This is a genomic window from Cupriavidus sp. 05N40, from assembly GCF_056397305.1.
Genome location: NZ_JBFTND010000049.1, coordinates 1 through 24,629 on the forward strand (window position 1 = coordinate 1; position 24,629 = coordinate 24,629).

Annotated in this window: 23 protein-coding genes and 1 pseudogene; 16 read left to right on the forward strand and 8 right to left on the reverse strand. The window is 67.7% G+C overall.

Going from position 1 to position 24,629, the window contains the following annotated elements; genetic code table 11:
* Positions 1-31: 31 nt before the first annotated feature.
* The 7 genes from AC1DO7_RS13840 to AC1DO7_RS13870 all read left to right on the forward strand — a co-directional run bounded on the left by AC1DO7_RS13840 (position 32) and on the right by AC1DO7_RS13870 (position 5,582).
* Positions 32-1,216 carry a lipid-transfer protein gene (locus AC1DO7_RS13840; protein ID WP_477116253.1) on the forward strand — a complete coding sequence of 395 codons (1,185 nt, stop codon included), beginning with the start codon at positions 32-34 and terminating at the stop codon, positions 1,214-1,216.
* Positions 1,217-1,227: 11 nt separating this feature from the next.
* Entirely contained in the window at positions 1,228-1,680 is a 453-nt protein-coding gene (locus AC1DO7_RS13845) for a MaoC family dehydratase N-terminal domain-containing protein (protein ID WP_441622397.1), read from the forward strand.
* Between the two features lies 1 nt (position 1,681).
* A complete protein-coding gene (locus AC1DO7_RS13850; protein ID WP_441622399.1) occupies positions 1,682-2,107 on the forward strand; it encodes a MaoC family dehydratase in 426 nt (141 codons plus the stop codon).
* A gap of 76 nt (positions 2,108-2,183) precedes the next feature.
* Positions 2,184-3,011 carry an SDR family NAD(P)-dependent oxidoreductase gene (locus AC1DO7_RS13855; RefSeq protein ID WP_441622401.1) on the forward strand — a complete coding sequence of 276 codons (828 nt, stop codon included), beginning with the start codon at positions 2,184-2,186 and terminating at the stop codon, positions 3,009-3,011.
* A gap of 8 nt (positions 3,012-3,019) precedes the next feature.
* Positions 3,020-3,805: an SDR family oxidoreductase gene (locus AC1DO7_RS13860; protein WP_441643420.1), complete on the forward strand. Its 786-nt coding sequence runs from the start codon at positions 3,020-3,022 to the stop codon at positions 3,803-3,805.
* 557 nt (positions 3,806-4,362) lie between these two features.
* A complete protein-coding gene (locus AC1DO7_RS13865) occupies positions 4,363-4,704 on the forward strand; it encodes a hypothetical protein (RefSeq protein WP_441622403.1) in 342 nt (113 codons plus the stop codon).
* Between the two features lie 392 nt (positions 4,705-5,096).
* Positions 5,097-5,582 carry a hypothetical protein gene (locus tag AC1DO7_RS13870; protein WP_441622405.1) on the forward strand — a complete coding sequence of 162 codons (486 nt, stop codon included), beginning with the start codon at positions 5,097-5,099 and terminating at the stop codon, positions 5,580-5,582.
* 4 nt (positions 5,583-5,586) lie between these two features.
* Here AC1DO7_RS13870 and AC1DO7_RS13875 read toward each other — a convergent pair.
* A pseudogene (locus tag AC1DO7_RS13875) lies at positions 5,587-5,829 on the reverse strand (winged helix-turn-helix domain-containing protein); the annotation flags it as partial.
* A gap of 96 nt (positions 5,830-5,925) precedes the next feature.
* On the opposite strand from AC1DO7_RS13875, the gene AC1DO7_RS13880 reads away from it, so the two are divergent.
* Both AC1DO7_RS13880 and AC1DO7_RS13885 read left to right on the forward strand, forming a co-directional pair.
* Positions 5,926-6,501 (forward strand): hypothetical protein, encoded by a 576-nt coding sequence (locus tag AC1DO7_RS13880; protein WP_441622408.1) that lies wholly within the window; start codon positions 5,926-5,928, stop codon positions 6,499-6,501.
* Between the two features lie 196 nt (positions 6,502-6,697).
* Positions 6,698-7,828 carry a sensor histidine kinase gene (locus AC1DO7_RS13885; RefSeq protein WP_441622410.1) on the forward strand — a complete coding sequence of 377 codons (1,131 nt, stop codon included), beginning with the start codon at positions 6,698-6,700 and terminating at the stop codon, positions 7,826-7,828.
* Positions 7,829-7,882: 54 nt separating this feature from the next.
* On the opposite strand, the gene AC1DO7_RS13890 is transcribed toward AC1DO7_RS13885, so the two are convergent.
* A complete protein-coding gene (locus tag AC1DO7_RS13890; RefSeq protein WP_441622412.1) occupies positions 7,883-8,761 on the reverse strand; it encodes a transcriptional regulator in 879 nt (292 codons plus the stop codon).
* Between the two features lie 266 nt (positions 8,762-9,027).
* On the opposite strand from AC1DO7_RS13890, the gene AC1DO7_RS13895 reads away from it, so the two are divergent.
* The gene (locus AC1DO7_RS13895; RefSeq protein ID WP_441622414.1) at positions 9,028-10,188 is read left to right on the forward strand and encodes a GGDEF domain-containing protein; all 1,161 of its coding nucleotides are present in this window, start codon (positions 9,028-9,030) and stop codon (positions 10,186-10,188) included.
* A 105-nt stretch (positions 10,189-10,293) separates the two neighbouring features.
* Here AC1DO7_RS13895 and AC1DO7_RS13900 read toward each other — a convergent pair whose 3' ends face one another.
* Positions 10,294-10,752: a CopD family protein gene (locus AC1DO7_RS13900; RefSeq protein WP_441622416.1), complete on the reverse strand. Its 459-nt coding sequence runs from the start codon at positions 10,750-10,752 to the stop codon at positions 10,294-10,296.
* 288 nt (positions 10,753-11,040) lie between these two features.
* Here AC1DO7_RS13900 and AC1DO7_RS13905 point away from each other — a divergent pair, with 288 nt between their 5' ends.
* The gene (locus tag AC1DO7_RS13905; RefSeq protein WP_441622418.1) at positions 11,041-13,014 is read left to right on the forward strand and encodes a sensor domain-containing diguanylate cyclase; all 1,974 of its coding nucleotides are present in this window, start codon (positions 11,041-11,043) and stop codon (positions 13,012-13,014) included.
* 92 nt (positions 13,015-13,106) lie between these two features.
* Positions 13,107-13,568 (forward strand): GNAT family N-acetyltransferase, encoded by a 462-nt coding sequence (locus tag AC1DO7_RS13910; RefSeq protein WP_441622420.1) that lies wholly within the window; start codon positions 13,107-13,109, stop codon positions 13,566-13,568.
* Positions 13,569-13,608: 40 nt separating this feature from the next.
* Here the strand turns inward: AC1DO7_RS13910 and AC1DO7_RS13915 are convergent, their stop codons facing one another.
* The 4 genes from AC1DO7_RS13915 to AC1DO7_RS13930 are packed head-to-tail and all read right to left on the reverse strand — an operon-like array spanning position 13,609 to position 18,492.
* Positions 13,609-14,589 carry a Bug family tripartite tricarboxylate transporter substrate binding protein gene (locus tag AC1DO7_RS13915; RefSeq protein WP_441622422.1) on the reverse strand — a complete coding sequence of 327 codons (981 nt, stop codon included), beginning with the start codon at positions 14,587-14,589 and terminating at the stop codon, positions 13,609-13,611.
* 55 nt (positions 14,590-14,644) lie between these two features.
* On the reverse strand, positions 14,645-15,445 hold the full coding sequence (locus AC1DO7_RS13920) for a GntR family transcriptional regulator (protein WP_441622424.1): 801 nt from the start codon (positions 15,443-15,445) through the stop codon (positions 14,645-14,647).
* A complete protein-coding gene (locus AC1DO7_RS13925; protein WP_441643416.1) occupies positions 15,442-17,247 on the reverse strand; it encodes an acyclic terpene utilization AtuA family protein in 1,806 nt (601 codons plus the stop codon). The genes AC1DO7_RS13920 and AC1DO7_RS13925 overlap by 4 nt, the downstream gene beginning before the upstream one ends.
* A gap of 27 nt (positions 17,248-17,274) precedes the next feature.
* Positions 17,275-18,492, reverse strand: a complete 1,218-nt coding sequence (locus AC1DO7_RS13930; RefSeq protein WP_477116239.1) for a CaiB/BaiF CoA transferase family protein — start codon at positions 18,490-18,492, stop codon at positions 17,275-17,277.
* Between the two features lie 689 nt (positions 18,493-19,181).
* Between AC1DO7_RS13930 and AC1DO7_RS13935 the strand changes: the two genes are divergently transcribed.
* The gene (locus tag AC1DO7_RS13935; protein WP_441622430.1) at positions 19,182-19,607 is read left to right on the forward strand and encodes a hypothetical protein; all 426 of its coding nucleotides are present in this window, start codon (positions 19,182-19,184) and stop codon (positions 19,605-19,607) included.
* Positions 19,608-19,848: 241 nt separating this feature from the next.
* Entirely contained in the window at positions 19,849-20,922 is a 1,074-nt protein-coding gene (locus AC1DO7_RS13940) for an alpha/beta fold hydrolase (RefSeq protein ID WP_477116240.1), read from the forward strand.
* A gap of 260 nt (positions 20,923-21,182) precedes the next feature.
* On the opposite strand, the gene AC1DO7_RS13945 is transcribed toward AC1DO7_RS13940, so the two are convergent.
* Positions 21,183-21,878, reverse strand: coding sequence for a GntR family transcriptional regulator (locus AC1DO7_RS13945; protein WP_441622434.1), 696 nt, complete (start codon positions 21,876-21,878; stop codon positions 21,183-21,185).
* Positions 21,879-22,148: 270 nt separating this feature from the next.
* On the opposite strand from AC1DO7_RS13945, the gene araD reads away from it, so the two are divergent.
* Entirely contained in the window at positions 22,149-23,888 is a 1,740-nt protein-coding gene (gene araD / locus AC1DO7_RS13950; protein ID WP_441622436.1) for an L-arabinonate dehydratase, read from the forward strand.
* Between the two features lie 9 nt (positions 23,889-23,897).
* Complete coding sequence (locus AC1DO7_RS13955; protein WP_441622438.1) at positions 23,898-24,626, forward strand: ribonuclease activity regulator RraA; 729 nt, start codon at positions 23,898-23,900, stop codon at positions 24,624-24,626.
* Positions 24,627-24,629: the final 3 nt, after the last annotated feature.

Consider the following 24,629-nt stretch of genomic DNA (forward strand, 5'->3'; position numbering starts at 1 on the left):
CGCCAGACCAGGAGACCAGAGAATGACCCAGATGAAACGCGCCGTCCACGTGGTGGGCGTGGGCATGATTCCCTTCAGCAAGCCGGGCGCCAGCGAGCCCTATCACGTGATGGGCGCGCGCGCCGCCAGGCTGGCGCTGGATGACGCGGGCGTGGCGTACCAGCACGTGCAGCAGGCGTACGTGGGCTACGTGTACGGCGACTCCACCGCCGGGCAGGCCGCGGTCTACGGCGTGGGGCTGACCGGYATTCCCGTGTTCAACCTGAACAACAATTGCTCCAGCGGCTCAAGCGCCCTGTACCTGGCGCGCCAGGCGGTGGAAAGCGGCCAGGTGGAATGCGCGATTGCGCTGGGGTTCGAGCAGATGGTGGCGGGCGCGCTCAAGGGCGCCTATGACGACCGGCCGTCCCCGATGGCCCGCTTTGTCGACACCATGACCGCGCAGCAGGGCTACCAGCCGGATGCGCCGCGCGCCGCGCAGTTCTTCGGCGGGGCCGGGCTGGACTACATGAAGGAGCACGGCATCCGTGCCGATACCTTCGGCCGTATTTCGGTGAAGGCGCGCCAGCACGCGGCGCGCAATCCGCTGGCGGTGTTCCGCCAGACGCTGACGCTGGAGGAGGTGATGGCGTCCCCCGCGGTGTTTGGGCCGCTCACGCGTTACCAGTGCTGCCCGCCCACGTGCGGCGCGGCCRCGGCCATCGTCTGCTCGGAGGCGTTTGCGCGCAAGCACGGCCTGGACCGCCGCGTGGTGATTGCCGCGCAGGCCATGACCACCGATACGCCCAGCACGTTCGAGAGTGGCGACATGCGCAAGGTGGTGGGCTATGACATGACGGCCGCCGCCGCACGCCAGGTGTACGAGGCCGCCGGCGTGGGCCCGGAAGACCTGGACGTGGTGGAGCTGCACGACTGCTTCAGCGCCAACGAGCTGATCACCTATGAGGCGCTGGGCCTCACGCCCGAGGGCACGGCGGAGAAGTTCATCGTGGACGGCGACAACACCTACGGCGGGCGCGTGGTGACCAATCCGTCGGGCGGGCTGCTGTCCAAGGGGCATCCGCTGGGCGCCACGGGCCTGGCGCAGTGCGCGGAGCTGGTGTGGCAGCTGCGCGGCACGGCCGACCAGCGCCAGGTAGAGGGCGCGCGCACGGCGCTGCAGCACAACCTGGGCCTGGGCGGCGCCTGCGTGGTGACCCTGTACCAGGCCGCGTGAGGAAAGACGCCATGATCGACAAGCAATACATCGGGCATGTGTTCCCGCCGTTCAGCGCGCACGTGGAGGCTGGCCGCCTGCGGTTCTTTGCCAAGGCGACCGGGCAGACCGACCCCGTCTACAGCGACGAAGCCGCGGCGCGCGCCGCCGGCATGCCCGCGCTGCCGGTGCCGCCGACCTTCCTGTTCTGCCTGGAGATGGAGTCGCCCGACCCGGCGGCGATCCGCGAGCTGCTGCGCATGGACTACCGCAGCCTGCTGCACGGCGAGCAGGGCTTTACCTACCACGCGATGGCGTATGCGGGGGACACGCTGACGTTCCGCCAGCGCATCGACGATATCTACGACAAGAAAGGCGGCGCGCTGGAGTTTGTGGTGCGCACCACCGATGTCACCAACCAGCGCGGCGAGCGCGTGGCGGAACTGCGCTGCGTGACCGTGGTGCGCAACGCCGTGGGAGCCTGATATGCGCCATGCTGAAATCGACCTGGCCAGCCTGAAGGTGGGCGATGCGCTGCCCGCGTTCGAGACCCCGCCCATCTCCCGCCTGGCGCTGGCGCTGTATTGCGGGGCATCGGGCGACCACAACCCGATCCACGTGGATACGGACTTTGCGCGCGGGGCCGGCATGCCGGACGTGTTTGCCCACGGCATGCTGTCCATGGCGTGGCTGGGCCGCGTGCTGACCAACTGGGCGCCGCAGCCGGCCATCCGCGCGTTCAGCGTGCGCTTTGCCGCCATCACGCAGGTGGGCGAGCGCATCACGTGCTCGGGCCACGTGGCGGAGCTGCTGCAGCAGGACGGCGAGCGCCGCGCGCGCGTGGTGGTGTCTACCGTGAACCAGGACGGGCAGACCCGCCTGGCGGGCGAAGCGGTGATTGCGCTGGCGTGAAGGCCGGCGCCCCCCTACTCAATCCGATCAGATCAGTGCAGTTCAGACACATAGAGACAGACAACAGGAGGCAACGATGACTCGCAAACTCGAAGGCAAGGTGGCGCTGGTTTCCGGCTCCGGGCGCGGCATTGGCCGCGAGATCGCGCTCAAGCTCGCCAGCGAAGGCGCGCGCGTGGTGATCAACGACCTGGATGCGGACCCCGCCGCGCAGACCGTGGCGGACATCCGCGCGGCCGGCGGCGAGGCGGTGGCCTGCGTGGGCAGCGTGACCGAACCCGGCTTTGCCGACCGCTTTGTGAAGCAGGCGCTGGACAGCTTTGGCGGCGTGGACATCATCGTCAACAATGCCGGCTACACGTGGGACAACGTGGTGCAGAAGATGAGCGACGAGCAATGGGAAGCCATGCTGGCGGTGCACCTGACGGCGCCCTTCCGCATCCTGCGCGCGGCATCCGGCTTTATCCGCGAGGCGGCCAAGCGCGAAGCGGAGGCCGGCACGCCGGTGTTCCGCAAGGTGGTGAACATCTCGTCCACCTCCGGCGTGTACGGCAATGCCGGCCAGGCCAACTACGCCGCCGCCAAGGCCGGCATCAACGGGCTGACCCGCGCCATGGCCAAGGAATGGGGCCGCTACAAGGTCAACGTCAACAGCGTGGCCTTCGGCCTGATCATGACGCGCCTGACCGAGACGCCGGCGGACGCCGACGCCAGCATCGACATTGCCGGCCAGCAGATCAAGGTGGGCGTGAACCCGCAGGTGCTCAAGAACGCCGAGGCCCTGATCCCGCTGGGCCGCGGCGGCACGCCGGAAGAAGCGGCGGGCGCGGTCTATATGTTCTGCATCCCCGAGTCCAACTACGTCAGCGGYCAGGTGCTGGTCTGCGGCGGCGGCCGTCCRTGAGCGCGGCGATGGACGACTTCCAGGGCAAGACGGTCTTCGTGGCGGGCGGCAGCAGCGGCATCAACCTCGCCATTGCCAAATCCTTCGCCCGCTCCGGCGCGCGCGTGGCCGTGGCCAGCCGCACGCCGGAGCGGGTGCAGGCCGCCGCCGAGGCGCTGCGCGCGCTGGGCGCCGACGCGCTGGGCCTGGCCGCCGACGTGCGCGACGCCGAGGCCATTGCCGCCGCGCTGGCGCAGGCGCATGAAGCCTTTGGCGATATCGACGTGCTGGTGTCCGGCGCCGCGGGCAACTTCGTGGCGCCGGCGCTGGGCATGTCCGCCAAGGGCTTTCGCACGGTGGTGGACATCGACCTCAACGGCACCTTCAACGTGCTGCGCGCGGCCCATGCGTACCTGCGCAAGCCGGGCGCGTCGGTGCTCAGTATCTCCGCGCCGCAGGCCTACAACCCCACGCCCTACCAGGCGCATGTCTGCGCGGCCAAGGCCGGCGTGGACATGCTGACCCGCGTGCTGGCGATGGAATGGGGTGGTGACGGCATCCGCGTGAACTCCATCGTGCCGGGCCCGATCGGCGACACCGAAGGCGTGCGCCGCCTGGCGCCCACGCCCGAGGCGCTGGCGCGCATGCAGGCATCGATCCCGCTGGGCCGCTTTGGCGCGGTGGAGGACATTGCCGACATGGCGCGCTTTCTCAGTTCCGCGCGCGCGCAGTTTGTGACGGGGGCGGTGATTCCGGTGGACGGGGGGAGTTCGCTGGGCGGGGCGCGGGATCTGTCGGCCGCGGTGGCGGCTTAAGGGGGGCGGGTTCCCTGCGCTGATCTTGCGCTGAACGTGCGCTGAACGTGCATTGATCGTGTGCAGCGAACCAACCGGGAAGGGAAACCCCGCGGGTTTCCCTTCCTGCTTTTGCGGCTCAAGGCGCTCGGCAGGTGGCCTACGGCTACCGCGACGAGGGCGCATTCCCCGGAATTCCTCGTTGATCGCCCCAAAAAAAGAGGGTGTAGGCGCGGGGAGTGCCTACACCCTATCGGGAATTAGCAAGGGGTCAAGCTTGCCGGGGTGGATTATTGATGGGCGTGCCGACCGCTCTTACCCTGCTTTGGTGGGACCCACGCTTAGGTGGGGATAGAACGACGATGGCCGGGTCGGCCTGCCATTGACTTGCGCAGCGGATGCCGCGTCGCGCAGACATTGATACCCTTTGCGTGCGCGCCACCTACCAAGGCGGGGTACCCGCATGGGGAGCGCAGCCGCAGAATTCTTCTCAGACACGACACGGTCCGCATGGCACATGGCGGACCGGTGGCCGCTTGGGGCCACTGATGCGTGACGTACGTATGAGAGGCAGCAAAATGCAGGAAGCCATGGTAAAGCGCGGCGCGGTTGCGCCGGATACGTTTGCGTCGGGCGAGGCCTGGATCGAGGCACACCTGACACCATCGGGCTGGATTTACGGCAGCTATAAGGATGAGGACGCGCGTCCCGTGCTGATTCCACCGCCGGGTGAGTCGCTGCTKACGGTGCGGCGGCATTTCCTGGTGGGCGCGGCCGCGGCGCCGCGCCGGCTTAGCGAGATCCGCACCACGCGCGCGAATTCGGCGCGCGAGATTGCGCGACTGCTGGAGGTGTTTGGCGAGCCGCACTTCAATGTGAGGTCGCAGCGGGTGCCGCGCGTGCCCGGCCTTGCGCCTTGAGGCCTTGACGCCTTGAGGGCTTGAGGCCTTGACGCCTTGACGCCTTGAGGCCGGCGGCAGGATTGCCCTGCCGCCCGGCTTCTCGCGCGTCCTGCTGTCCACGCCCGCCTCTTTGCGTTGTCCTCTCTCGCCACATGCGCCGCGCCCAGCCGAATGGATGACAGAGCTAGGGCAAAGGGAGAGTTGACCGCGACGGCCTGCGGGCTAATATCTCCGTTAAGCGCCCGCAACTGTCCGTAGGCGATCCTGGCACCCGAGGCCGGCCGATTTCCGCAATGCGGCGCAGATTCCACGCGCGCAGCGTCCTTGCCGCCATGCGTATACACTGCCGGCTCTCCCCGCGCATGTGACTTTGGCAGCGCACCTCACGAAACCAAACCTAGAACAAGACAATGAAAGTTTCGACCACCAATGTCCTCAACGTGCTGGAGCAAGACGAGATCGACGCCGTGCGTGACCTGGCTCGCGCTGTTTCGCATCCGCGTGCCTTTGTGCTGCTGCGCGCGGCCTTTGTGACGCTCGCGGTGGTGGCGGTGCTGTGCTTTGCTGCCAGCAGCTTCGAGCTCGAGGCCATGGCGAACATCGGGATCGGCGCGGCGGCGCTGGCGGCGGTGCTGTTTTTTGTCGAGCGCCGCGTGTTCGGCAACCGTGACGAGGTGGCCGTGCCCGGGGCCCGGCTGGCGGTGCTGCGCGGGCAGCTGCGCCCGGAGATGTTCGACAAGCTGGAGGAAGTGGCGGGCCGGCTCACGCATGACGGCCCGGGCGACGGGGTGATCCGCGTGCGCACGCTGTGGCTGTTCTTGTCCGAATCGGTGGCCAGCGAGACGCTGCGACGCAGGAATGCGCGCGGCCCCGCCAAGGAATCGCAGGCGGGCTAGCAGGCGAGGCAGTGATCCAGCCTTTCTCGCGCATGGATTTCAGGCGGGCGTGCAGCGTGGCAGGCGAGCCCAGTTCGTTCCTGGCCATCATGTCCCTGACCGACAGCCGTTCCTGCGTCTGGCTGGCACGCGCGATCAGCTCGAGAATCCGCTCTTCGAGGGGATCGAGCGCCGGCAGCGAGGGGAGTCCTCGCAATGCCTCCGCCAACTGGAGAAAGCGCAGGTAGATATCGGCCGGCCGCGTCACGACGATATCCTGCCGGAAATGGGTTGCGGCTTGCTGTAAGCGGGATCGACTATCATCAGGCCCCATTTTGAATATGCCCCGACGCATTTTACGGCAATGCCCCATGTCCGCCTGCAATTGAGTATGGTGTTCGCCACAATTGCCATGTTTGTCTTGACGCTCGCCCTCAACGAGTGGCTTTTCCGGCAACTGGAGTTTGTGCCGGGCATTAACTGGGTCTACCTGCCGGCGGGGATACGCCTGCTGAGCACCCTGCTGTTCGGCGAGGCCGGCGCGCTGGGGTTGCTGATCGTGTCCTGGGCGGTGAGCTTCTTCTACTTTTTCCCCAATGACTTTGCACGCGCGTTCATGGGGGGAATCCTGGCGAGCGTTGCGCCGTACCTGGTCTACCGGCTTGCCCGGCACAGTTTTGGCCTGCACGCATCGCTGACAAACCTGACGCCGGCGCGGCTGCTGGCATGCGTTGTGGCATATGCAATCGCCAGCCCCCTGCTGCATCACATCTGGTTTGCCCTGCACGCCGACCACATCGTTCCCGCCGAGCTGATTCGCGGTTTCCTGGTCATGTTCGTTGGCGACCTGACCGGCACGCTGATCGTCATCTACGCCATGAAGGCCGTGCTCTGGCTGCTGCCCTCGCGCGGCGCTGGCGCGCGGAGTCTGCGCAGCTAGCGGGCGGCGCGCGCTCAATATGCCGCCGCGACTCGCTTCGGCCCGCCCAAATCTGGTGCCGGCCGTGTACCGCAGCTTGCGCAGTGCTTAGAATAAAGCCTGGACCTGAGTGGCTGGAGTGCGTAGGCAGGCACACTGCGCTCGCTCACCGATCCACTCCCTGCGTTCTCAAACTTCCAGAGCGGCCGAGGGCAACATGCGCCTACATGAATTCATGCGAGCCAATATCGAAGCGATATTGACGGCCTGGGAGCGGGAGTTGAATGATGCCGGCTCATCCGGCAGTCCGATTGGAGCGGCCGCGCGCCGGGACCTCACCCGCAAGATCCTCCTTGAAATCGCAACACGGCTGGAGAAGGCCGGCGCTTTCCGTTCCGACGTGCCTGTCCAGCCTGCAAGTACCGAAATCGTCCCCTCCAATCACGGTGGCCAACGGCTTGCGACTGGCTACTCCCTGCTGGAGCTTCAGTCCGAATACCGGGTACTTCGGAGCGTCGTGGTCAGCGAGTGGATGAAGGTGCGGCACTCGTGGCTGCAGCAGGAAATCGCGGATATGGCTTATTTCCATGCCGCGCTGGACCGGGCCTTGGGCGAATCCACAAACGCCTATGTCGCCGGACTCGATCGCTCTCGTGACATTTTTGTCGGGGTACTGGGTCACGATCTTCGCGGGCCGATCAACACGGCCCTGCTGAACATACGCCTTCTCGAAATGGACCCCGATCTCAGAGAGCAATCGAGGGCGGCGGTCCTGCGCATCGGAAGATCGGTGAGGCAAATGAATGAGCTGGCTGCGGAACTGCTGGAATTCGTGAGCATCCATTTTGACCGCTACCGGCCCCTTTCCCTCTCCGACGTATCGATGTCGCGCATCTGCGAAGAGGCGATAAGCGACGCGCAAACGCTCTCCCCGGATCGCCAGCTTGTCGCCCGGCTGGACGGCAATACGATAGGGCGCTGGGACGCCCACCGGCTCAGGCAAGCGGTGTACAACCTCTTGCGAAACGCCATGGACCACGGGGCAGTGGACGCGCCGGTAGGCATTACCACACGCGGGGACAAGGATACGGTGTCAGTGGAAATTCATAGCCAGGGCCACCCGATTCCCCCTGGCTCGCTGGCTCGGGTTTTTGATCCATTCACGCAAGCCTCGTCCGGCGAAGCTGACATGAAGATCCAGGGCAGCATCGGCTTAGGGCTCTTCATCGTCCGGGACGTTGCAACGATGCATGGCGGAAACGTGTCGGTTACTTCGACGGCGGAGAATGGAACGACCTTTCGTATTGAAGTACCGCGAAGCGCCAGGGATGCCGCCGGCGTGAAATAGCCGCCGGATCAGGATCTACAGGCAGGCTATACAAGCAGGCTCTACAAGCAGGTTCTACATCAACCGGGCAATGTATCTTCCCAGTGCGGTCTGCAGGACGTCCGAGTTCAGCCCCGATGCGCCGCTCAGCGGCGGGCATATCAGCAAGGTGGTAGGCCCGTCCACGCATACCTGTATCGGCTTGCCCTGGTCCGCCGGCTGCAGGACATGCTCCGTCTGCGGGGCATCGGCAAATCCGAATGCCTGCAGGAAATCGTCCGTGTTGCGGCTGCCCAGGCAGACGATCACCTTGGGCTGCCACTGCCGGCGCAGCGCGGCGATGAACCTGAAGCGGCTGCCTTCGCGGCACAGGCCGAGGTAGCGCTCCTGCGGATTGAGCACGGGTTGGTGGCCATAGAGCCGGGTCCAGCCTCTTGCGCCGGCCTCGAGCGTTGGCAGCGGAAACAGCGAGAGCTTGAACTCGTGGCCCGAGGGGCCATAAAGGCGCTGTTCGAAATATTGTTTCGCTTCGCACGGCTCCACGCTATCCGCGGCACTGCGCACCGCTGCCGCGATGCGTGCGAGCTTCTGCTGGGTGGCCCAGCGCGCGAGCATCTCGCTGTGCCGCATTCGGAAATCCGTGTCCCAGACCAGCGGCGCGGCCACCGGCGCCAGCAGGCTCGCGAGCGGCGCCGGTTCGGCATGGGCCCTGACATCGCAGAACCACAGATCAGCCGAAGGATTTCCTGCCATGCCCGAGTACGAGCCCAGGTAGGCGTCCAGGCACTGGCTCGATATGGCCGCTTGCTGGTTGTGCGGATCGGCTTCCCGATAGCCGCGCGCCGGCGCTGGCGGTCGCCGGCCCGCAGTCGTCATCGCGTCCTGCCACGCCGGAAACCGTGCCCGGTCACCGGCCCCGGTCCAGGCGGGTTGTCCTTCACTCCCGTCACTCATGCCGCTCCCCTTGCAATTGCCCGCACCATCAAGCCCGCTGCGCCGATCGACGGCCTGTCATGCGCCGTTTGTTTTTTTGATATAAAAATTATAACAATAAGATCGGCGGGCCGTCATCGGCCAATATCCGCGGGCGGGATGCCGCCGGCGCCCGGGGTGCGCGAAGCGTGCCTGCACGGGTCCATGCAGGGTTGCCACGTAATGCCAACTGGCACCGGTCTTTGTTAACATGGCCGCTTGCCACTGCCAGGGATGTGCGCACCGCGATGCCGCAGCTTGATCTCAAGACGACGGTCTTCCTTGCATCGATCATGTCGGCCCTGATGTCCGTGGTGCTGCTGTCCGCGTACAACAGCTTTCCCCGGAGCATCAAGGGCATCGGCCAGTGGGTGGCCGGCTCGCTGGTCCTGGTGGTCACGCCGATCCTGTTCTGGCTGCGCGATATCGCGCCGGACTGGATCTCCATCGTGGCGGGCAACGCCCTGCTGCTCGGCGCGGTGGCGCTGTGGATGCTCGGCACGCAGGCCTTCTACGGCCGGCCGCAGGCGCGCAAGCCCGCGGCCATCGTGGTCGTGCTGGCTACCCTGCTGCTGGCGTGGTTTGTCTATGGACGCGCCGACTATGATGCGCGCGTCACCATCGTGACCTTGCTCATGTCGGTCTTCTTCGGCACGCAATGCGTGCTGGTGATGCGCCATGGCGGACGCCATTTCAGCGCGCGCTTCTTTGGCTGCCTGCTGCTCGTGCAGACCGTGGTGATGGTGGCACGCTGCGTGGCCAGCCTGTTCACGGGCCTGACCGAGCAGAAACTGTTCGCCACCGCCGACGTGATCCAGACCATCTACCTGTGCGCCTACACGTTGATGGACCTGGCGCTGGCGGTCGCCTTCATGCTGGTCATCACCCGGCGCCTGCATGTGGAGCTCGACGTGCTCTCCAGGACCGACCCGCTTACGCAACTGCTCAACCGCCGCGCGCTCTACGATGCCGGCCAGGAAGAGCTGGCCCGCATGGCCGAACATGGCGGCGAGATGGCGCTGCTGCTGATCGACCTGGACCATTTCAAGCACATCAACGACAGCATGGGCCACGCCGAAGGCGACCGCGTGCTGAGCGATTTCTCGGCCATGCTCAAGCGCGAGCTGCCGCCCGGCGCGTATCCGGGCCGTTTCGGCGGCGAAGAGTTCCTGGTGCTGCTGCCCCGCACCACCATGGCGGCCGCGCTGGCCCTGGCCGAACGCCTGCGGGTCACCTCGTCGCGCTTTTTCGGCAGGCGCGTTGCCGACCTCACCATCAGCATCGGCGTGGCCAGCGTCGACAAGACCGAGAGCCGGCTCGATGCCGGCATCGGACGCGCGGACCTGGCGCTCTACCGCGCCAAGAGCGCGGGCCGCAACCGGGTGGAGGCAGTGATGGAGGCGGCCTGAGCCGCAAGGCCAGGCGTGGCGTTCCGGTTCCGGCGCGCCCGGGGCCAGGCGCGAGATCCAGGGCAGGATCTAACGCAGGATCTAATGCAGGATCTAACGCAAGATCTAGCGCAGGATCTGGCCGAGGGTCGCCACGGCGATGGTGAACACGCCGAGCAGGAGGTTCAGCCCGACCGCCTGCCGGATACGCCCGAGCGCGGCGCCCGCGGATGGCCAGTCCTGCGCGTCCACGGCCCGCCGCAGCGCGCCGTAGGGGCCGGCGAACACGTAGACGAAGATCAGGATCATGAGCAGGCCCGTGCCAAGCATGAGATGCCAGTGGACCGGCGCGGCGGCAAACCCGACCCGCGCGATCATGACCGCGCCGCTGCAGGCAATGACGATGACGGCCACCCACACCCACGCCAGGAAGCGGGCGAACACGCCGCGCCACAGGCGCAGCCGCTGCGGCGGCTCCAGGCTGCCCGCCGCCGGACGCAGGCAGACATAGGCGAAGAACATGCCGCCCACCCACAGGGTGGCGCCGGCAATGTGCAGAAAACGTAGCACGGGATCGAGGTTCATGGATGACGGCTCTCCGCCGAAGCGCGGCGCAAGGAATGTATGGACAAGAAAAAACTGTTGGAAGAATGCCGCATTCTAGCCCTGCACTCCACACATGGGAGCCGGCCGCGTCACCGCGAGCGCCTGATGCGTCACGCATACCCTGCCGCGAGGCTGCGGCAAGCCCGGTCCGTAGCCCTGCTTCTGCTAACCTGTGAACCGGGTCAGTCGCCCGCGGCGGAGGACGGGCAGCCGGGCTGAGCCAAGCCTGGCAGCAGGACTAATCCGCACACGAAGAATAAGATAACCATGCGGCACTCTTTAAAATATCGGGTGGCCATCGCGACCGCGGTCGTGGTGACGCTTATCGTCCTGGCGCGCGCGCTCTTTGCGCAGTACTACGCCTTCCAGGGTCTCAAGGCACTGCGCCAGGCGCAGCAGGAGACGCTGGTCAAGTTGGTCGCCGAACAGCTCGACGAAAAGTTCGAGATGCGCGCCACGGCCCTGCGCCGCCTGGCACACCAGCTCCAGCCCATGCTCGGCGAGCCGCCCGCCACCATGAAGCGCTTCGCCGCCGACGCCGTGGCCATGCCGCAGATGTTCAATGCCGTGTTCCTCGCCTGGCCCGACGGCGACATGGCATTCAGTACCGCCGTGCCCGACGGGCAGCGCATCCACCTGGCCGACCGCGACTACTTCCGCGACGTCGCCCACGGTGCGGAATTTGCCATGTCCGACCTGCTGCGCGGCAGGCTGAGCGACTCTCCCGGCGTGGTGCTGGCCGTGCCGCTGCGCGCGCCCGACGGCAAGCTGCTGGCCGTGGTGGGCGGCGCGCTGAACTTCTCGGAAAGCAATTTCCTCGACCAGATCGCCCATAGCCGGGTCGGGCTCACCGGCAGCTATTGCCTGGTTTCCTCCGGCGGCAACCCGCGCTACGCCATGCATGCCGAGCCATGGAAGGTCATGACGCCGGCCAAGGCGCTGGGCGAGAGCTGCGGGCTCGAAGTGCCGCAGACCGACTGGGAACCCCTGCATCCCACCCAGCCTGTGGTGGCGCGCTACCTGCTCGAGGCCAACGGCTGGGAGGTCGTGTCCGTGCTGCCGGCCAGCGAAGCCTATGCGCCCTTGATCGAGGCGCGCCACAAGACCATCGTGAGCGCCGGCTTCTCGCTGGTGCTGGCGGCGCTGCTGATGTGGCTGGTGATACGCCGGCTGCTGGCGCCGCTGGAGCTGCTGCATCGCGTGGTGGGCGAAGTGCCAAAGGATCCGGCCGCGCTGGCCGCGCTGCCCACCGGGCGCAACGATGAGATCGGCGAGCTGGCCACCACCTTCGGCACGGTGATGCAGCAGCTGTCCGAGCGCGAGGCGGCGCTCAGCGCCGCCAAGGACCGCGCCGCCGAGAGCGAGAAGCGCATCGAGGCCATCGCCAACCACGTGCCGGACTTTGTCTCGTTCATCGACACGCAAGAGCGCTATGTCTTCGTCAACGAGGCCTACGCGCAGCGCTTCGACCTGCCCGTGCGGCAGATCGTCGGCCTGACCGTGCGGGAGCTGTGGGGCACGCCCGCGTACCTGGCATCGCAGCCCTACCTGGCGCAGGCTTACCTTGGGGCGTCGATCACCTTCAGCCTCGAAGGCCAGGAAGGCGCGGAGTGCATGGAAGTCACCTACCAGCCCGCGTGGAACGACGCGCGCGACACCGTGCAGGGCCTGTACATGTTCGCCCGCAACGTGACCACCGAACGCCAGAAGATCCGCAGCCTGGAAGCGCAGACCCTGACCGACCACCTGACGCGCCTGCTCAACCGCAAGGGCTTCGACCGGCGCCTGGCCGAGACCATGGCGTGCGCCGGCAACAGCGGCCTCAACGCAGCCCTGCTGCTGGTGGACGTGGACGACTTCAAGACCATCAATGACAGCTACGGCCACGCGGTGGGCGACCAGTTGCTGGCGGCCTTCGGCGAGCGCCTGTCAGCCTGCGTGCGCGCGGGCGACGGCGTGGCGCGCATCGGCGGCGACGAGTTCGGCATCGTGCTGGACGACGCCGCCAGCACGGCGAGCCTGGAGCGCATTGCCCAGGCCATCGTGCATGCCGCCCAGCGCCCGCATTTCATCGAAGGCCATACCATCGTGGCGACGGCCAGCGTCGGCATCGCCGTGCACCGCCCCGACGACGGCCAGACCGCCAACGAACTCTTCATGCGCGCCGACATGGCGCTGTACGAAGCCAAGCGCGCGGGCAAGGCCCGCTACACGCCGCCGGTATCGAACACGGCTGCCTGAGCTGGCCGCCCGAGCCGGCGGCTGGCGCTGGCCGCCCGATGTGTGTGTTGTCGTACCCGCCCGCCCACCACCCCACCCATGAGGATGACACCGTGACCGACCCGATCCTGATCCGCCCCGCCAGCCCGGAAGACTACCCGGCCTGGAAGGTGCTCTGGGATGGCTACAACGCCTTCTACGGCCGCAAGGGGCCGACCGCGCTGCCGGAAGACATCACCCGCATGACGTGGTCGCGCTTCTTCGATGCCTACGAGCCGATGCACGCGCTGGTGGCCGAACGCGGCGGGCAACTGCTGGGCCTGGTGCACTTCCTGTATCACCGCAGCACCATCCAGATCGGACCGAGCTGCTACCTGCAGGACCTGTTCACCGCCGATGCCGCGCGCGGCACCGGCGTGGGCCGCGCGCTGATCGAGGCCGTCTACCAGCGCGCCGCGGCGGCGGGAGCGAAGCGGGTCTACTGGCAGACGCACGAGACCAACGAGACGGCCATGCGGCTCTATGACAAGGTGGCGGAGAAATCGGGCTTCGTGGTGTATCGCAAGCAGTTCTGAGGCGGCGCCGAGGCGACGCTCGCCGGCCGGGCAGCGGTGCTCACTCCGGCTCGATCCCCGCCGCCTTGATCACCTTCGCCCATTTCGCGGTTTCGCTGCGCACGAAGGCAGCCAGTTCGTCCGGCGACGACGGCGCGGGTTCGCCGCCCGTGCGGCCGAAGTAGTCGGCCGCCCTGGGATCCGCCAGGCCCTTGCGCACCAGCTGGTTCATGCGCTCCACCACGGCCCTGGGCGTGGCGGCGGGAAAGAATGCCGCCGACCAGGCCACCATCTCGTAGCCGGGCAGGCCGCTCTCGGCCATGGTGGGCACGTCCTTGAGCACCGGATGCCGCTGCGCGGTGGTGACCGCGACGGCGCGCAGCTTGCCGCCCTGGATCAGCGTCATGGCGGGCGACACGTCCGAGATCATGAAATCCACCTGATGCCCCATGAGGTCGGTCAGCGCCGCCGGCACGCCCTTGTACGGCACGTGAAGCGCCTGCACGCCGGCCATCATCTTGTACAACTCGCTGGCGATGCGCGTGGACGAGCTGCCGCTGGCGAAGGTGAGCTTGCCGGGCTTCTCCCTGGCCAGCGCCGTCAGGTCGGCCACGCTATGCACCGGGCTGTCGGGCGGCACCACCAGGACCAGCCCGCTGCGGGCGATCAGCGAGACCGGCGCGAAGTCCTTGACAGGGTCGTAGGGCAGCTTCCTGAACAGCGACGCATTGGCCGCATGCGTGGTGTTGGTGGTGACCAGCATGGTGTAGCCGTCGCCGGGCGCGCCGGCCACGGCCTGCGCGGCGATGAAGCCGTTGGCGCCGGGCCGGTTGTCCACCACCACCGTCTTGCCGGTCTGGCCGGTGACGGCCTCGGCCACGTAGCGCGCGCTGCTGTCGGTGCCGCTGCCCGCCGGGAACGGCACGATCACGCGCACGGGCCTGGCGGGGTAGTCGGTGGCCGCCTGCGCTGGCGCGGCGCCCAGCATGAACAGCGGCAGCAGCAGGCCGGCAAGCCTGCGCGAAGGGTACGGCTTGTTCATCTTGTCTCCTTGCGTGCCTTTTCGGCATCTGTCGGATTTGCGGGTCGCGCCCGCGTCAGCTGCGGCTGTCGGGTACGGCCAGCGCCGGATAGCGTTCGGTGAGCTGCGCCGGGAATTCCACGTCGAGGATGAAGCGGTCGCCGCGATACCAGAAGCAGCCGGCGGTGAGCACGTTGCCGTCGGTGTCGAGCGTGGTGCGCACGATCTTGGCGATGGGCGCGGCAAAGCCGTAGGCCAGCTCGCGGGCCAGCGCGTAGTCGGCCGGTTCCACCGTCATGGTCTGGTGCATCATGCCCAGGCGCTCGCCCACGGCCTCGCGCAGCAGGCGCGCGATCTTGCGGTGCTTCTCGGCGCCGCGCGGAAACTGGTTGAAGACCGCGGCAGCCACGTACAACTCGATCAGGCAGAACGGTTCGCCATCATGCAGATGCAGCTTGCGCAGCAGCACATACTGGTCCAGCGGCGTGCCGCGCGTGGGCAGGCCGGCCGGCAGGCGCACGTCCTTGCGCTTTTCCAGGATGCGGATTTCGAGGTCGCTGCCGCCGACCAGCTCGTCGTTGATCACCGAGCGCATGCCGGCGCTGGGGCCCGGCGGCAGGCCCGTGACGTGCGTGCCGCGCCCGCGCTGGCTGCTGACCAGGCCTTCTTCCGCCAGCACGGCGAAGGCCTGCCGCACCGTGACGCGCGCAATGCCATAGGCCTGTGCGAGCTGCTCCACGGTGGGCAGGCGATGTCCCAGCGGCCACTCGCCTGACACGATGCGATGGCGCAGCACGCTGGCCAGCTGGCGATAGCGTGCCACGCCGCCGCCGTCCTCGGGCAGCTGCGCTGAAGGCGTTTGCGCGGCACGGTTCACGACAACAAGCCTCGCGGCACGCGCACCGGCATGCCCAGCAGGATCTGCGCCATGCCCTTGCCGAGCGGATCGTTGCGCAGCGAGGCCATGCCGCCGCCATCGAGGGCCTCTTCGCAGACCAGGTTGATGGCGTGGATGCCGGGCAGGTCGTGGCGCGTGACCGGTCCTTTCACCAGGTGCCCCAGCCATTGCGCGACGCGCTCGGTGGTGGCGCCCGCGCGCAACCACGGCAGATACTCCGGGCGGCGCGCCATCAGGCCGATATTGGAGATATCGCCTTTGTCGCCGCTGCGGCCATAGGCCAGGCGGATCAGCGGCACTTCCTCGAAATCACCGCCGGGCGGCAGCGCATCGGGCAGGGCAACCTGCGCGGGCCGCCCGCCTTCGGCGGACGACGCGGCTGGCATGGCCACCGGCTTGCGCTCGCCATCGATCAGCACGGTGGGCGATAGCCGGGTCTTGTCGAGCAGGAAGGCGTACTGCCGGATCGAGGGCGAAGGGCTGGGCCGGCCGCCGCCCGAGCCGGTGGTGCCGGGCGACCAGCTGGTGCCGGCCGCGGAGATCTCGCGCGCGAACAGTTCCAGCGCGGCTTTCTCGGGATGCATCACGGCCAGGCGCATGATGGCCTCGCGCGTGTGGCGTGTCTGCGCGTGCGGGCCGTAGCACGATTCCGCGCCGAGCACTTCGATATGCGTGCGGCTGTAGTCGCCCAGGCCATGCCCGGCGAACAGCGTGCGCGTGCGCGCGAGGATGGCCTGCGCGGTGCGCTCTGCCTTGGCCACCGCGTCGAATCCGACGATGGAGAGCTGCGCATTGCAGCGAAAGCCGTCGACATAGGTTGCCGATACCTTGTACTGGCCGCCGGGCGCGCGGCCGCGCGCGCCGTTGACCTCGACCAGGTCCGGGCCGGCCTGCGCCAGTGTCACGGCGGTGAAATCGCAGGTCACGTCGGGCAGCAGGTAGGCGGCGGGATCGCCGATTTCGTAGAGGATCTGCTCGCCCACGGTGGCGGTGCTGACCAGCCCGCCGGTGCCCGGCGGCTTGCCCACCAGGAAGCTGCCGTCGGCGCGGCACGCCACTACCGGGTGGCCGATATTGGGCCAGTCCGGCACGCTTTCCCAGTCGGTATGCAGCCCGCCGGTGGCCTGGCAGCCGCACTCGATGATGTGCCCGGCCAGGCTGCCCTGCGCCAGCCGGTCGTAGTCGCCGGCCCCCCAGCCGAATTCGTGCATCAGCACGCCGAGCGTGACCGCGCTGTCCACGCAGCGGCCGGTGATGACGATCTGCGCGCCCTCGTCGAGCGCCTGGCGGATCGGCAGCGCGCCGAGATAGGCGTTGGCGCTCACCAGCTTGTCCGGCAGCGGCAGGCCCTTTTGCATGTCTGTCACGCCGGCCTCGCGCAGCGCGGGCAGCAGCGGCATGACATCGTCGCCTTCCACCACGGCAATGCGCACGTCGATGCCCTGCTCCGCGGCGATGGCGGCCAGCGCCTGCGCGCAGCCTTGCGGATTGATGCCGCCGGCATTGCTGACCACGCGGATCTTGCGCTCGGCGATCTCCCTGAGCAGGCTTTTCATCGTCACCGCGACGAAGTCGGTGGCGTAGCCCAGTTCCGGCTTGCGCAGGCGCGCCGCCGCCAGCACCGACATGGTCAGCTCCGCCAGGTAGTCGAACACCAGGTAGTCGATATCGCCGTGGCGCACCAGTTGCGGGGCGCCCACGCTGCTGTCGCCCCAGAAGCCGGAAGCGCCGCCAATGCGAACGGTGCGGGCGGCTTGCTCAGCCGTGGTCTTTGCATTCATCTTTGCCTGTCTCCTTTTTATGCTCGCTCAAGCCTTCGCGGGCTCGCCCGTGCTGCCGGCTGCCATCATGCGATCGATGTCGGTGTCGTGGTAGCCCGCCTCGCGCAGCACTTCGCGGCTGTGCTCGCCCAGCGCGGGTGCATGGCGCCGGCTGGTGGGCGGCGTGCCAGACCATTCGCTCGGCACCGCCATCTCGCGGATGCGGCCGACGCCGGGATGCTCGGTCTCGCGGAAGAAGCCGATATCGCCGAGGTGCGGATCGTCGAGCAACGTCTCGAAGGTATGCATGGGAAAGACCGGGATATCGGCTTCCCTGAGCAGCACGCGCCATTCCTCGGTGGTGCGCCTGGCCATCTCGTCGCTGACCATGGCGTACAGCTCGGTGATATGGGCGGTGCGCGTGGTGATGCTGGCAAAGCGCGGATCGGTGTCGAACAGGTCCGCGCGCCCGATGGCCTTGAGGAAGGTGCGCCAGTGATGGTCGTGATAGATCAGGCAGCAGACGTGGCCGTCGCGCGTCTTGTACGGCCGGCGCTCCGGCGAGAGCAGGCGCGGGTAGCCGAAGCCGCCGCGCGCCGGCACGAAGGTCTCGCCGTAGAGGTGGTCGCCCAGTACATAGGGCACCATGGTCTCGAACATCGGCACGTCCACGCGCTGGCCGCGGCCGGTGCGCGCCTGCGCGTACAGCGCGGCGCAGATCACGCCGAAGGCGTACAGCCCCACCGAGCGGTCGGCGATGGTGATGGGCAGGTAGCGCGGGATGTCGCCGCTGCCCATCGCCACGGCCTGCGGCAGCCCGCTGGCTGCCTGGATCAGGTCGTCGAAGGCGGCCTGCGGCGCGTAGCGCCCGCGCTGCGAGAAGCCGAACATGCCGACATAGACCAGACGCGGGTTCAGCGCGGCCAGCGTCTCGTAGTCCAGCCCCAGCCGCTGCATGGCCTGCGGCCTGACGTTGTAGGCCAGCACGTCGGCATCCTTGACCAGGCGCAGCAAGGCCTCGCGTCCCTCGGCGCGCTTGAGGTCCAGCACCACGCTGCGCTTGTTGCGGTTCAGGCCCAGGTAGAGCGGTCCCATCTTCTCGTCGCCGCAGGGACCGATGCCGCGCGTGACATCGCCTTCCGGGGACTCCACCTTGATCRCGTCGGCGCCCAGGTCGCCCAGCATCTGGGTGGCCGAAGGGCCCATGAACACGGCGGTGATATCCACCACCTTGACGCCGGACAGCGCGCCAGCCGTCATCTCCATTGTCTCGCTCCGTATATTTGTTTAGTTCTATAAATAGAACTATAGGGCAATACGCAGCCGCGACACAAGGGCAAGAATGCACCCTCACCGGCGCGCGCCGGCAGCGGCGGACATCGTCGCGGGCGCGGGCGCGATACCTTGACAAGCCTGCCTGGCCTGTGCCTCCAGCCCATTTTTTTGGGCCGCGTTATCCACAATTACTGTGGATAACAGCACCTCCGGAACCTGCAAACCCGCTTGCCGCCGCCAAAGCGCTCGGACTGCCTAATGTTTCAGCAAGTTGAAGGTTTCATGGCATATCCGAGACATTCCAGGCTGGCCGCGGACGACTCCCGCCCCGCGGCGGGACTGATGTCCCGGCCCCGGGACGGCCGATGCCCGCCAACCGGGACACTGGCCTCATGGCTGCGGCGCGGGCGGCGCCCGACAATACGTCCTCGCCATCAAGGCCACCGCACCGCCGGGYAGGCCGCGGACACCAGGACTCGAGACATCAAGGCATCAAGAACCACAAGGCATTCAGCTAAGCGCTGCAAGCCCCGCCAGGGATGGGATGGCGGCTGGTCAGGCTGGCGCTGGTAGCCACCGCACGGCAAGGGCATCCCGTGCGGCGCCGGCTTTGACCAGATTGCCCGCAGAGGCTCTGCCTGACCCGCATCGCCGGGCGGCAACCCCAGTTGGAGAACGAGATGCACCAGATTTTTTCCAAGACCCTGCTCACCGCTTCCGCGCTGGCATCTACCGTGCTCTGCACGGCCCTTGCACGCGCCGAGGCGCGTGTACCCGCACCCACCGCCATTGCCGCGCCCGCCCACACCGGCCAACGCGACGCCTTCGTCGACGGCGCGCGTACGGGGCACCCCGAGGCCATACCTCTGGCCGCGCTGGGTCGCCAGGGCCTGTCGGCATGCATATCGCGCAAGTTCGATTCCTACCAGGACGGCCTGCGCTCAACACCGCGCGACCCCTATGCGGACGGTGGCCGCATGGGGCAGCGGGATGCCTTCACGGACGGCGCCCGCGGCTCCCAGGCCGATCCGTACTCGAGTGGCGCCGAGTGCGTCTCGGCCCTGCAGCACGGGGGCGGCGCAAGCCACGATGAACGCGCGGCATAGCACCGCGCGACAAGACGGAGCGCGCCACCAGCGCGCTTCGCCATAAATGCCAGCCGTCCCTGCGCGCTGGCGGGCGTGCCGCGCGCTTTTTGCGCGCGTGGCACGCCACCGTCACCTGACCCTCGCCGCGCGCCTTTCGCGGCGGTGTTCCTTTGCTAATCTACATGCAGCACGCGGCGTCACCCGCGCGACGGCCCAGCCATGGCCGGCCGCGCCGTCAACCCATGCCCGCGTGAATGCCATGCCCACGCGCAAGCAACAGATCCACCTATGCACGAGCCAGGATGGCGTGCGGCTGGCTTACGCCATCAGCGGCCAGGGCCCGCCGCTGGTGAAGGCCGCAAACTGGATGAGCCACCTGGAGTTCGACGTGGAGAGCCCGGTGTGGAGCCACCTGCTCAATGAGCTGTCGCTTTCGCACACCCTGGTGCGCTACGACGAGCGCGGCTGCGGCCTGTCGGACCGCGATGTCGAACTCTCCTTCGAGGCCTGGCTGCGCGACCTGGAGACCATCGTCGACGCGACCGGCGTGGACCGCTTTCCGCTGCTGGGTATTTCGCAAGGCGCATCGATCGCCGTGGCCTACGCGGTGGCGCACAGCGAGCGTGTCAGCCACCTGATCCTGCACGGCGGCTACGCGCGCGGCAGGCTCAAGCGCAGCCCCGACCCGCGCCTGCGCGAAGAGGCCGAGCTGATGAACCGCCTGGCCGAGATCGGCTGGGGCCAGGAGAACCCGGCCTTCCGCCAGTTCTTCACCACGCAGTTCATTCCCGGCGGCACTGCCGAGCAGCACCGGTGGTTCAACGAACTGGAGCGCGTCTCCACCTCTCCCGCCAACGCGGCGCGCTTCATGCGCATCTTCAACGACATCGATGTGGTCTCGCTGCTGCCGCAGGTCACCTGCCCGACGCTGGTGCTGCATGCCGTGCGCGATGCGCGCGTGCCCTTCGACGAAGGCCGCCTGATCGCCAGCATGATTCCCGGCGCGCACTTCGTGCCGCTGGAGAGCGACAACCACCTGCTGCTGGAGACCGAGCCGGCGTGGCTGYGCTGGCTGGACGAAGTCCATGCCTTCCTGCCCCCCACGCACGCCGGCGCCGACGGCGTCTTCCCGGTGCTCACGCGGCGCGAGCGCGACATCGTCGAGCTGATCGCGCAAGGCCGTGACAACGCCCAGATCGCCGCCCGCCTGGGCCTGAGCGAGAAAACCGTGCGCAATCACATCACCAGCGTCTTCTCCAAGCTCGAAGTGGAAAACCGCGGGCAGGCCATCGTGCTGGCGCGCACGGCGGGCTTCGGCAACCTGAGCGCTTAGCAGCCCGCTGCCGCGGATTCCCGGCACGGCTCTCATCAATGTTGATGATGACCGGCGCGCCGTGCATTGGGCCGCCGGCAGACCCGCCTGGTGCGGCTCCCGGAGCCGTTCCGCACGCCCGCCTGAGACGCGCCGCTCAGGGCCATATGCGAGCAGGCAGCGGACGCAGGGATAGACGCCCGTCTCCACGCGCGCCGCCATCCACGCGTGCAAGCGCGGGGTGCGGGCGTACGGAGATGCGAAGCGGCCCGCAAGCGGACCTACTGCAGGTAGTCCTCGAAGCGCGCGCGGATCTCGTCGAGATTGGCCAGCGTGCCGGAGAGATGGCGGCGCAGGCAGTCCTGCGCCTGGCCGGCATCGCCCCGCGCGATGGCATCGACGATGGCGGTATGGTCCGCCACCACGGCCTTGGCCTTGCCGGGAATCGGCAGATGCAGGCGGCGCAGGCGGTCCAGGTGGCCGCTCTGCCGGCGCACCAGCAGCCACAGGTCGGGTACCTGCGCGGCGTCGTACATCAGGCGGTGGAAAGCCTGGTCGAACTGGGAGAATTCGGCATAGTCTTCGGCGGCCAGCAGCGCCTGCTGGCGCGCCACCATCAGGCGCAGGCGCTCGACCAGCGCCGGGTCCGGCGCCTCGGCCAGCGTGCGCACGATCTCCACCTCCACCGAGCGGCGCAGGAAATGCGCCTGCTGGGCCAGCGCGATGCTGATGGGGCTGACCACGGTGGCGTGCTGCGGGAAGATATCGACCAGGCCCTCTTCGCTCAGGCGCATGAGGGCGTCGCGCACCGGCGTCTGGCTGATGCCGTACTGCGCGGCGAGATCGGTGCGCGACAGCACGGTGCCGGGCGTCAGCGTCATCGAGATGATCAGGTCCCGCATGTGCTCGAACACCTGCGGCGCGGCATGGCGCGTGCGGTCGAACTGGAACTGGATTTGCGGGGCGGTGGCTTCCATCGGGGTAGCGGCGATCTTTCTCCGGCGGCGGTATGCGTCTCCGGAATATCAGGTTTGGCGAAAAGCGGGGCCGCAGCGCGGCGCACTGTGGTGCACTTATGGTTCATGCGGCCACGTACACCGGCGGCGAGGCGCCCTGCCCCGCATTCTAGTGGAAACTTTCCTGGTTTGACACACTAATATATTAGTGCTTTAATTGGCTCCATCGATATCAGATGTCATACCTCCACTCCGGGTGGAGGCCCCATAACAACATCCGTGGAAGAGACAATGACGTCACGAAAGAAGACGCCCGAGACTTTGCGCAGCGCGCGCTGGTTCGCTCCTGACGACCTGCGTTCCTCCGGCCACCGCTCCCGCATCATGCAGATGGGCTACTCGCCCGACGAGTGGCTGGACCGCCCGATCATCGCGATCATCAACACGTGGTCCGACATCAACCCCTGCCACTCGCACTTCAAGCAGCGCGTTGACGACGTCAAGCGCGGCATCCTGCAGGCCGGCGGCTTCCCCATCGAGCTGCCCGCCATTTCCTTGTCCGAAAGCTCGGTCAAGCCGACCACCATGCTCTACCGCAACATGCTGGCGATGGAGACCGAGGAGCTGATCCGCTCCCACCCCATCGACGGCGCCGTGCTGATGGGCGGCTGCGACAAGACCACGCCGGGCCTGCTGATGGGCGCGTCCAGCGCCGGCGTGCCGGCCATCTACGTGCCCGCAGGCCCGATGCTGCGCGGCAACTACAAGGGCAACGTGCTGGGCTCCGGCTCGGACGCCTGGAAATACTGGGACGAGCGCCGCGCCGGCAATATCAGCAAGACCGAATGGATCGGCATCGAGGGCGGCATCGCCCGTAGCCACGGCACCTGCATGACGATGGGCACGGCCAGCACCATGACCGCCATCGCCGAGACCATCGGCATGACGCTGCCGGGCGCCTCGTCGATTCCCGCCGCCGACGCCAACCATATCCGCATGTGTTCCGAGGCCGGCCGCCGCATCGTCGACATGGTGTGGGAAGACCTGACCCCGCAGCAGATCCAGACGCGCGCCTCGTTCGAGAACGCCATCGCGGTGGCCATGGCGATGGGCTGCTCCACCAACGCCATCATCCACGTGATCGCCATGGCGCGCCGCGCCGGTTGCGAGATCGGCCTGGAAGACTTCGACGCGGCCAGCCGGCGCGTGCCGGTGATCGCCAATATCCGGCCCAGCGGCGACAAGTACCTGATGGAGGATTTCTTCTACGCCGGCGGCCTGCCCGCGCTGATGAACCGCATCAGCGACAAGCTGGACCTGAGCGCGCTGACCGTCACCGGGCGCACGCTGGGCGAGAACATCGCCGGCGCCGAGGTCTACAACGACGACGTCATCCGTACGCCGGAGAACGCGCTGTACCAGGAAGGCGCGCTGGCCGTGCTCAAGGGCAATATCGCGCCGGACGGCTGCGTCATCAAGCCCAGCGCCTGCGAGCCACGCTTCTTCAAGCACACCGGCCCGGCGCTGGTGTTCGACGACTACCCGTCGATGAAGGAAGCGGTGGAGCGCGACGATCTCGACGTCACCGCCGACCACATCCTGATCCTGCGCAACGCCGGCCCGCAGGGCGGCCCGGGCATGCCGGAATGGGGCATGCTGCCGATCCCCAAGAAGCTGGTCAAGCAAGGCGTGCGCGACATGCTGCGCATGTCCGACGCGCGCATGAGCGGCACCAGCTACGGCGCCTGCATCCTGCACGTCTCGCCCGAATCGTATGTCGGCGGCCCGTTCGCGCTGGTGCGCACCGGCGACATGATCTCCGTGGACATCGACCGCCGCAGCATTCACCTGGAGGTGTCCGACGAAGAACTGGCGCGCCGCCGCGCCGAGTGGACGCCGCCGCCACCGCGTTTCGAGCGCGGCTATGGCTGGATGTTCTCCAAGCATGTCCGCCAGGCCAACGACGGCTGCGACTTCGACTTCCTGCAAACCGACTTCGGCGCGCCCACCGGCGAGCCCAGCATCTACTGACCTGACGCCATGACCCAAGCCAACCCGCTCAGCCAGCAAACCCGCGACCTGCTCAAGACCGTCAGCACCGCGACCCTGTGCACCGCCCTGTTCAAGCGCGGCCTGCGCAACCAGTTCATCCAGGACGTGCATCCGCTCAACCCGGAAGGCGCCAACATGGTCGGCGAGGCCTTCACGCTGCGCTACATCCCGGCGCGCGAAGACCTCAACCAGATCACGGTGTTCCAGGATCCGGCCCATCCGCAGCGCCAGGCCGTCGAGCAATGCCCGCCGGACGCCGTGCTGGTGATCGACAGCCGCAAGGACGCGCGTGCGGCCTCGGCCGGCTCGATCCTGATCACGCGCCTGATGCGGCGCGGCGCGGCCGGCGTGGTGACCGACGGCGGCTTCCGCGACTCGCCGGAAATCGCTCGCATGGCCATGCCCGCGTACCACCACCGCCCGTCCGCGCCGACCAACCTCACGCTGCACCAGGCCATCGAGATCAACGGCCCGATCGGCTGCGGCGACGTGGCCGTGTTCCCCGGCGACGTGATGGTGGGCGATGCGGAGGGCGTGATCGTGATCCCGCGCCACCTGGCCGACGAGATCGCGGCCGAGGCCGTGGAGATGACCGCGTTCGAAGACTTCGTCACYGAGGAAGTCGACAAGGGCCGCTCCATCATCGGCCTCTATCCGCCGACGCAGGAGCAAAGCCGGCTGGACTTCGCCGCCTGGCGCGAGGCGAACGGCCGCTAGGAC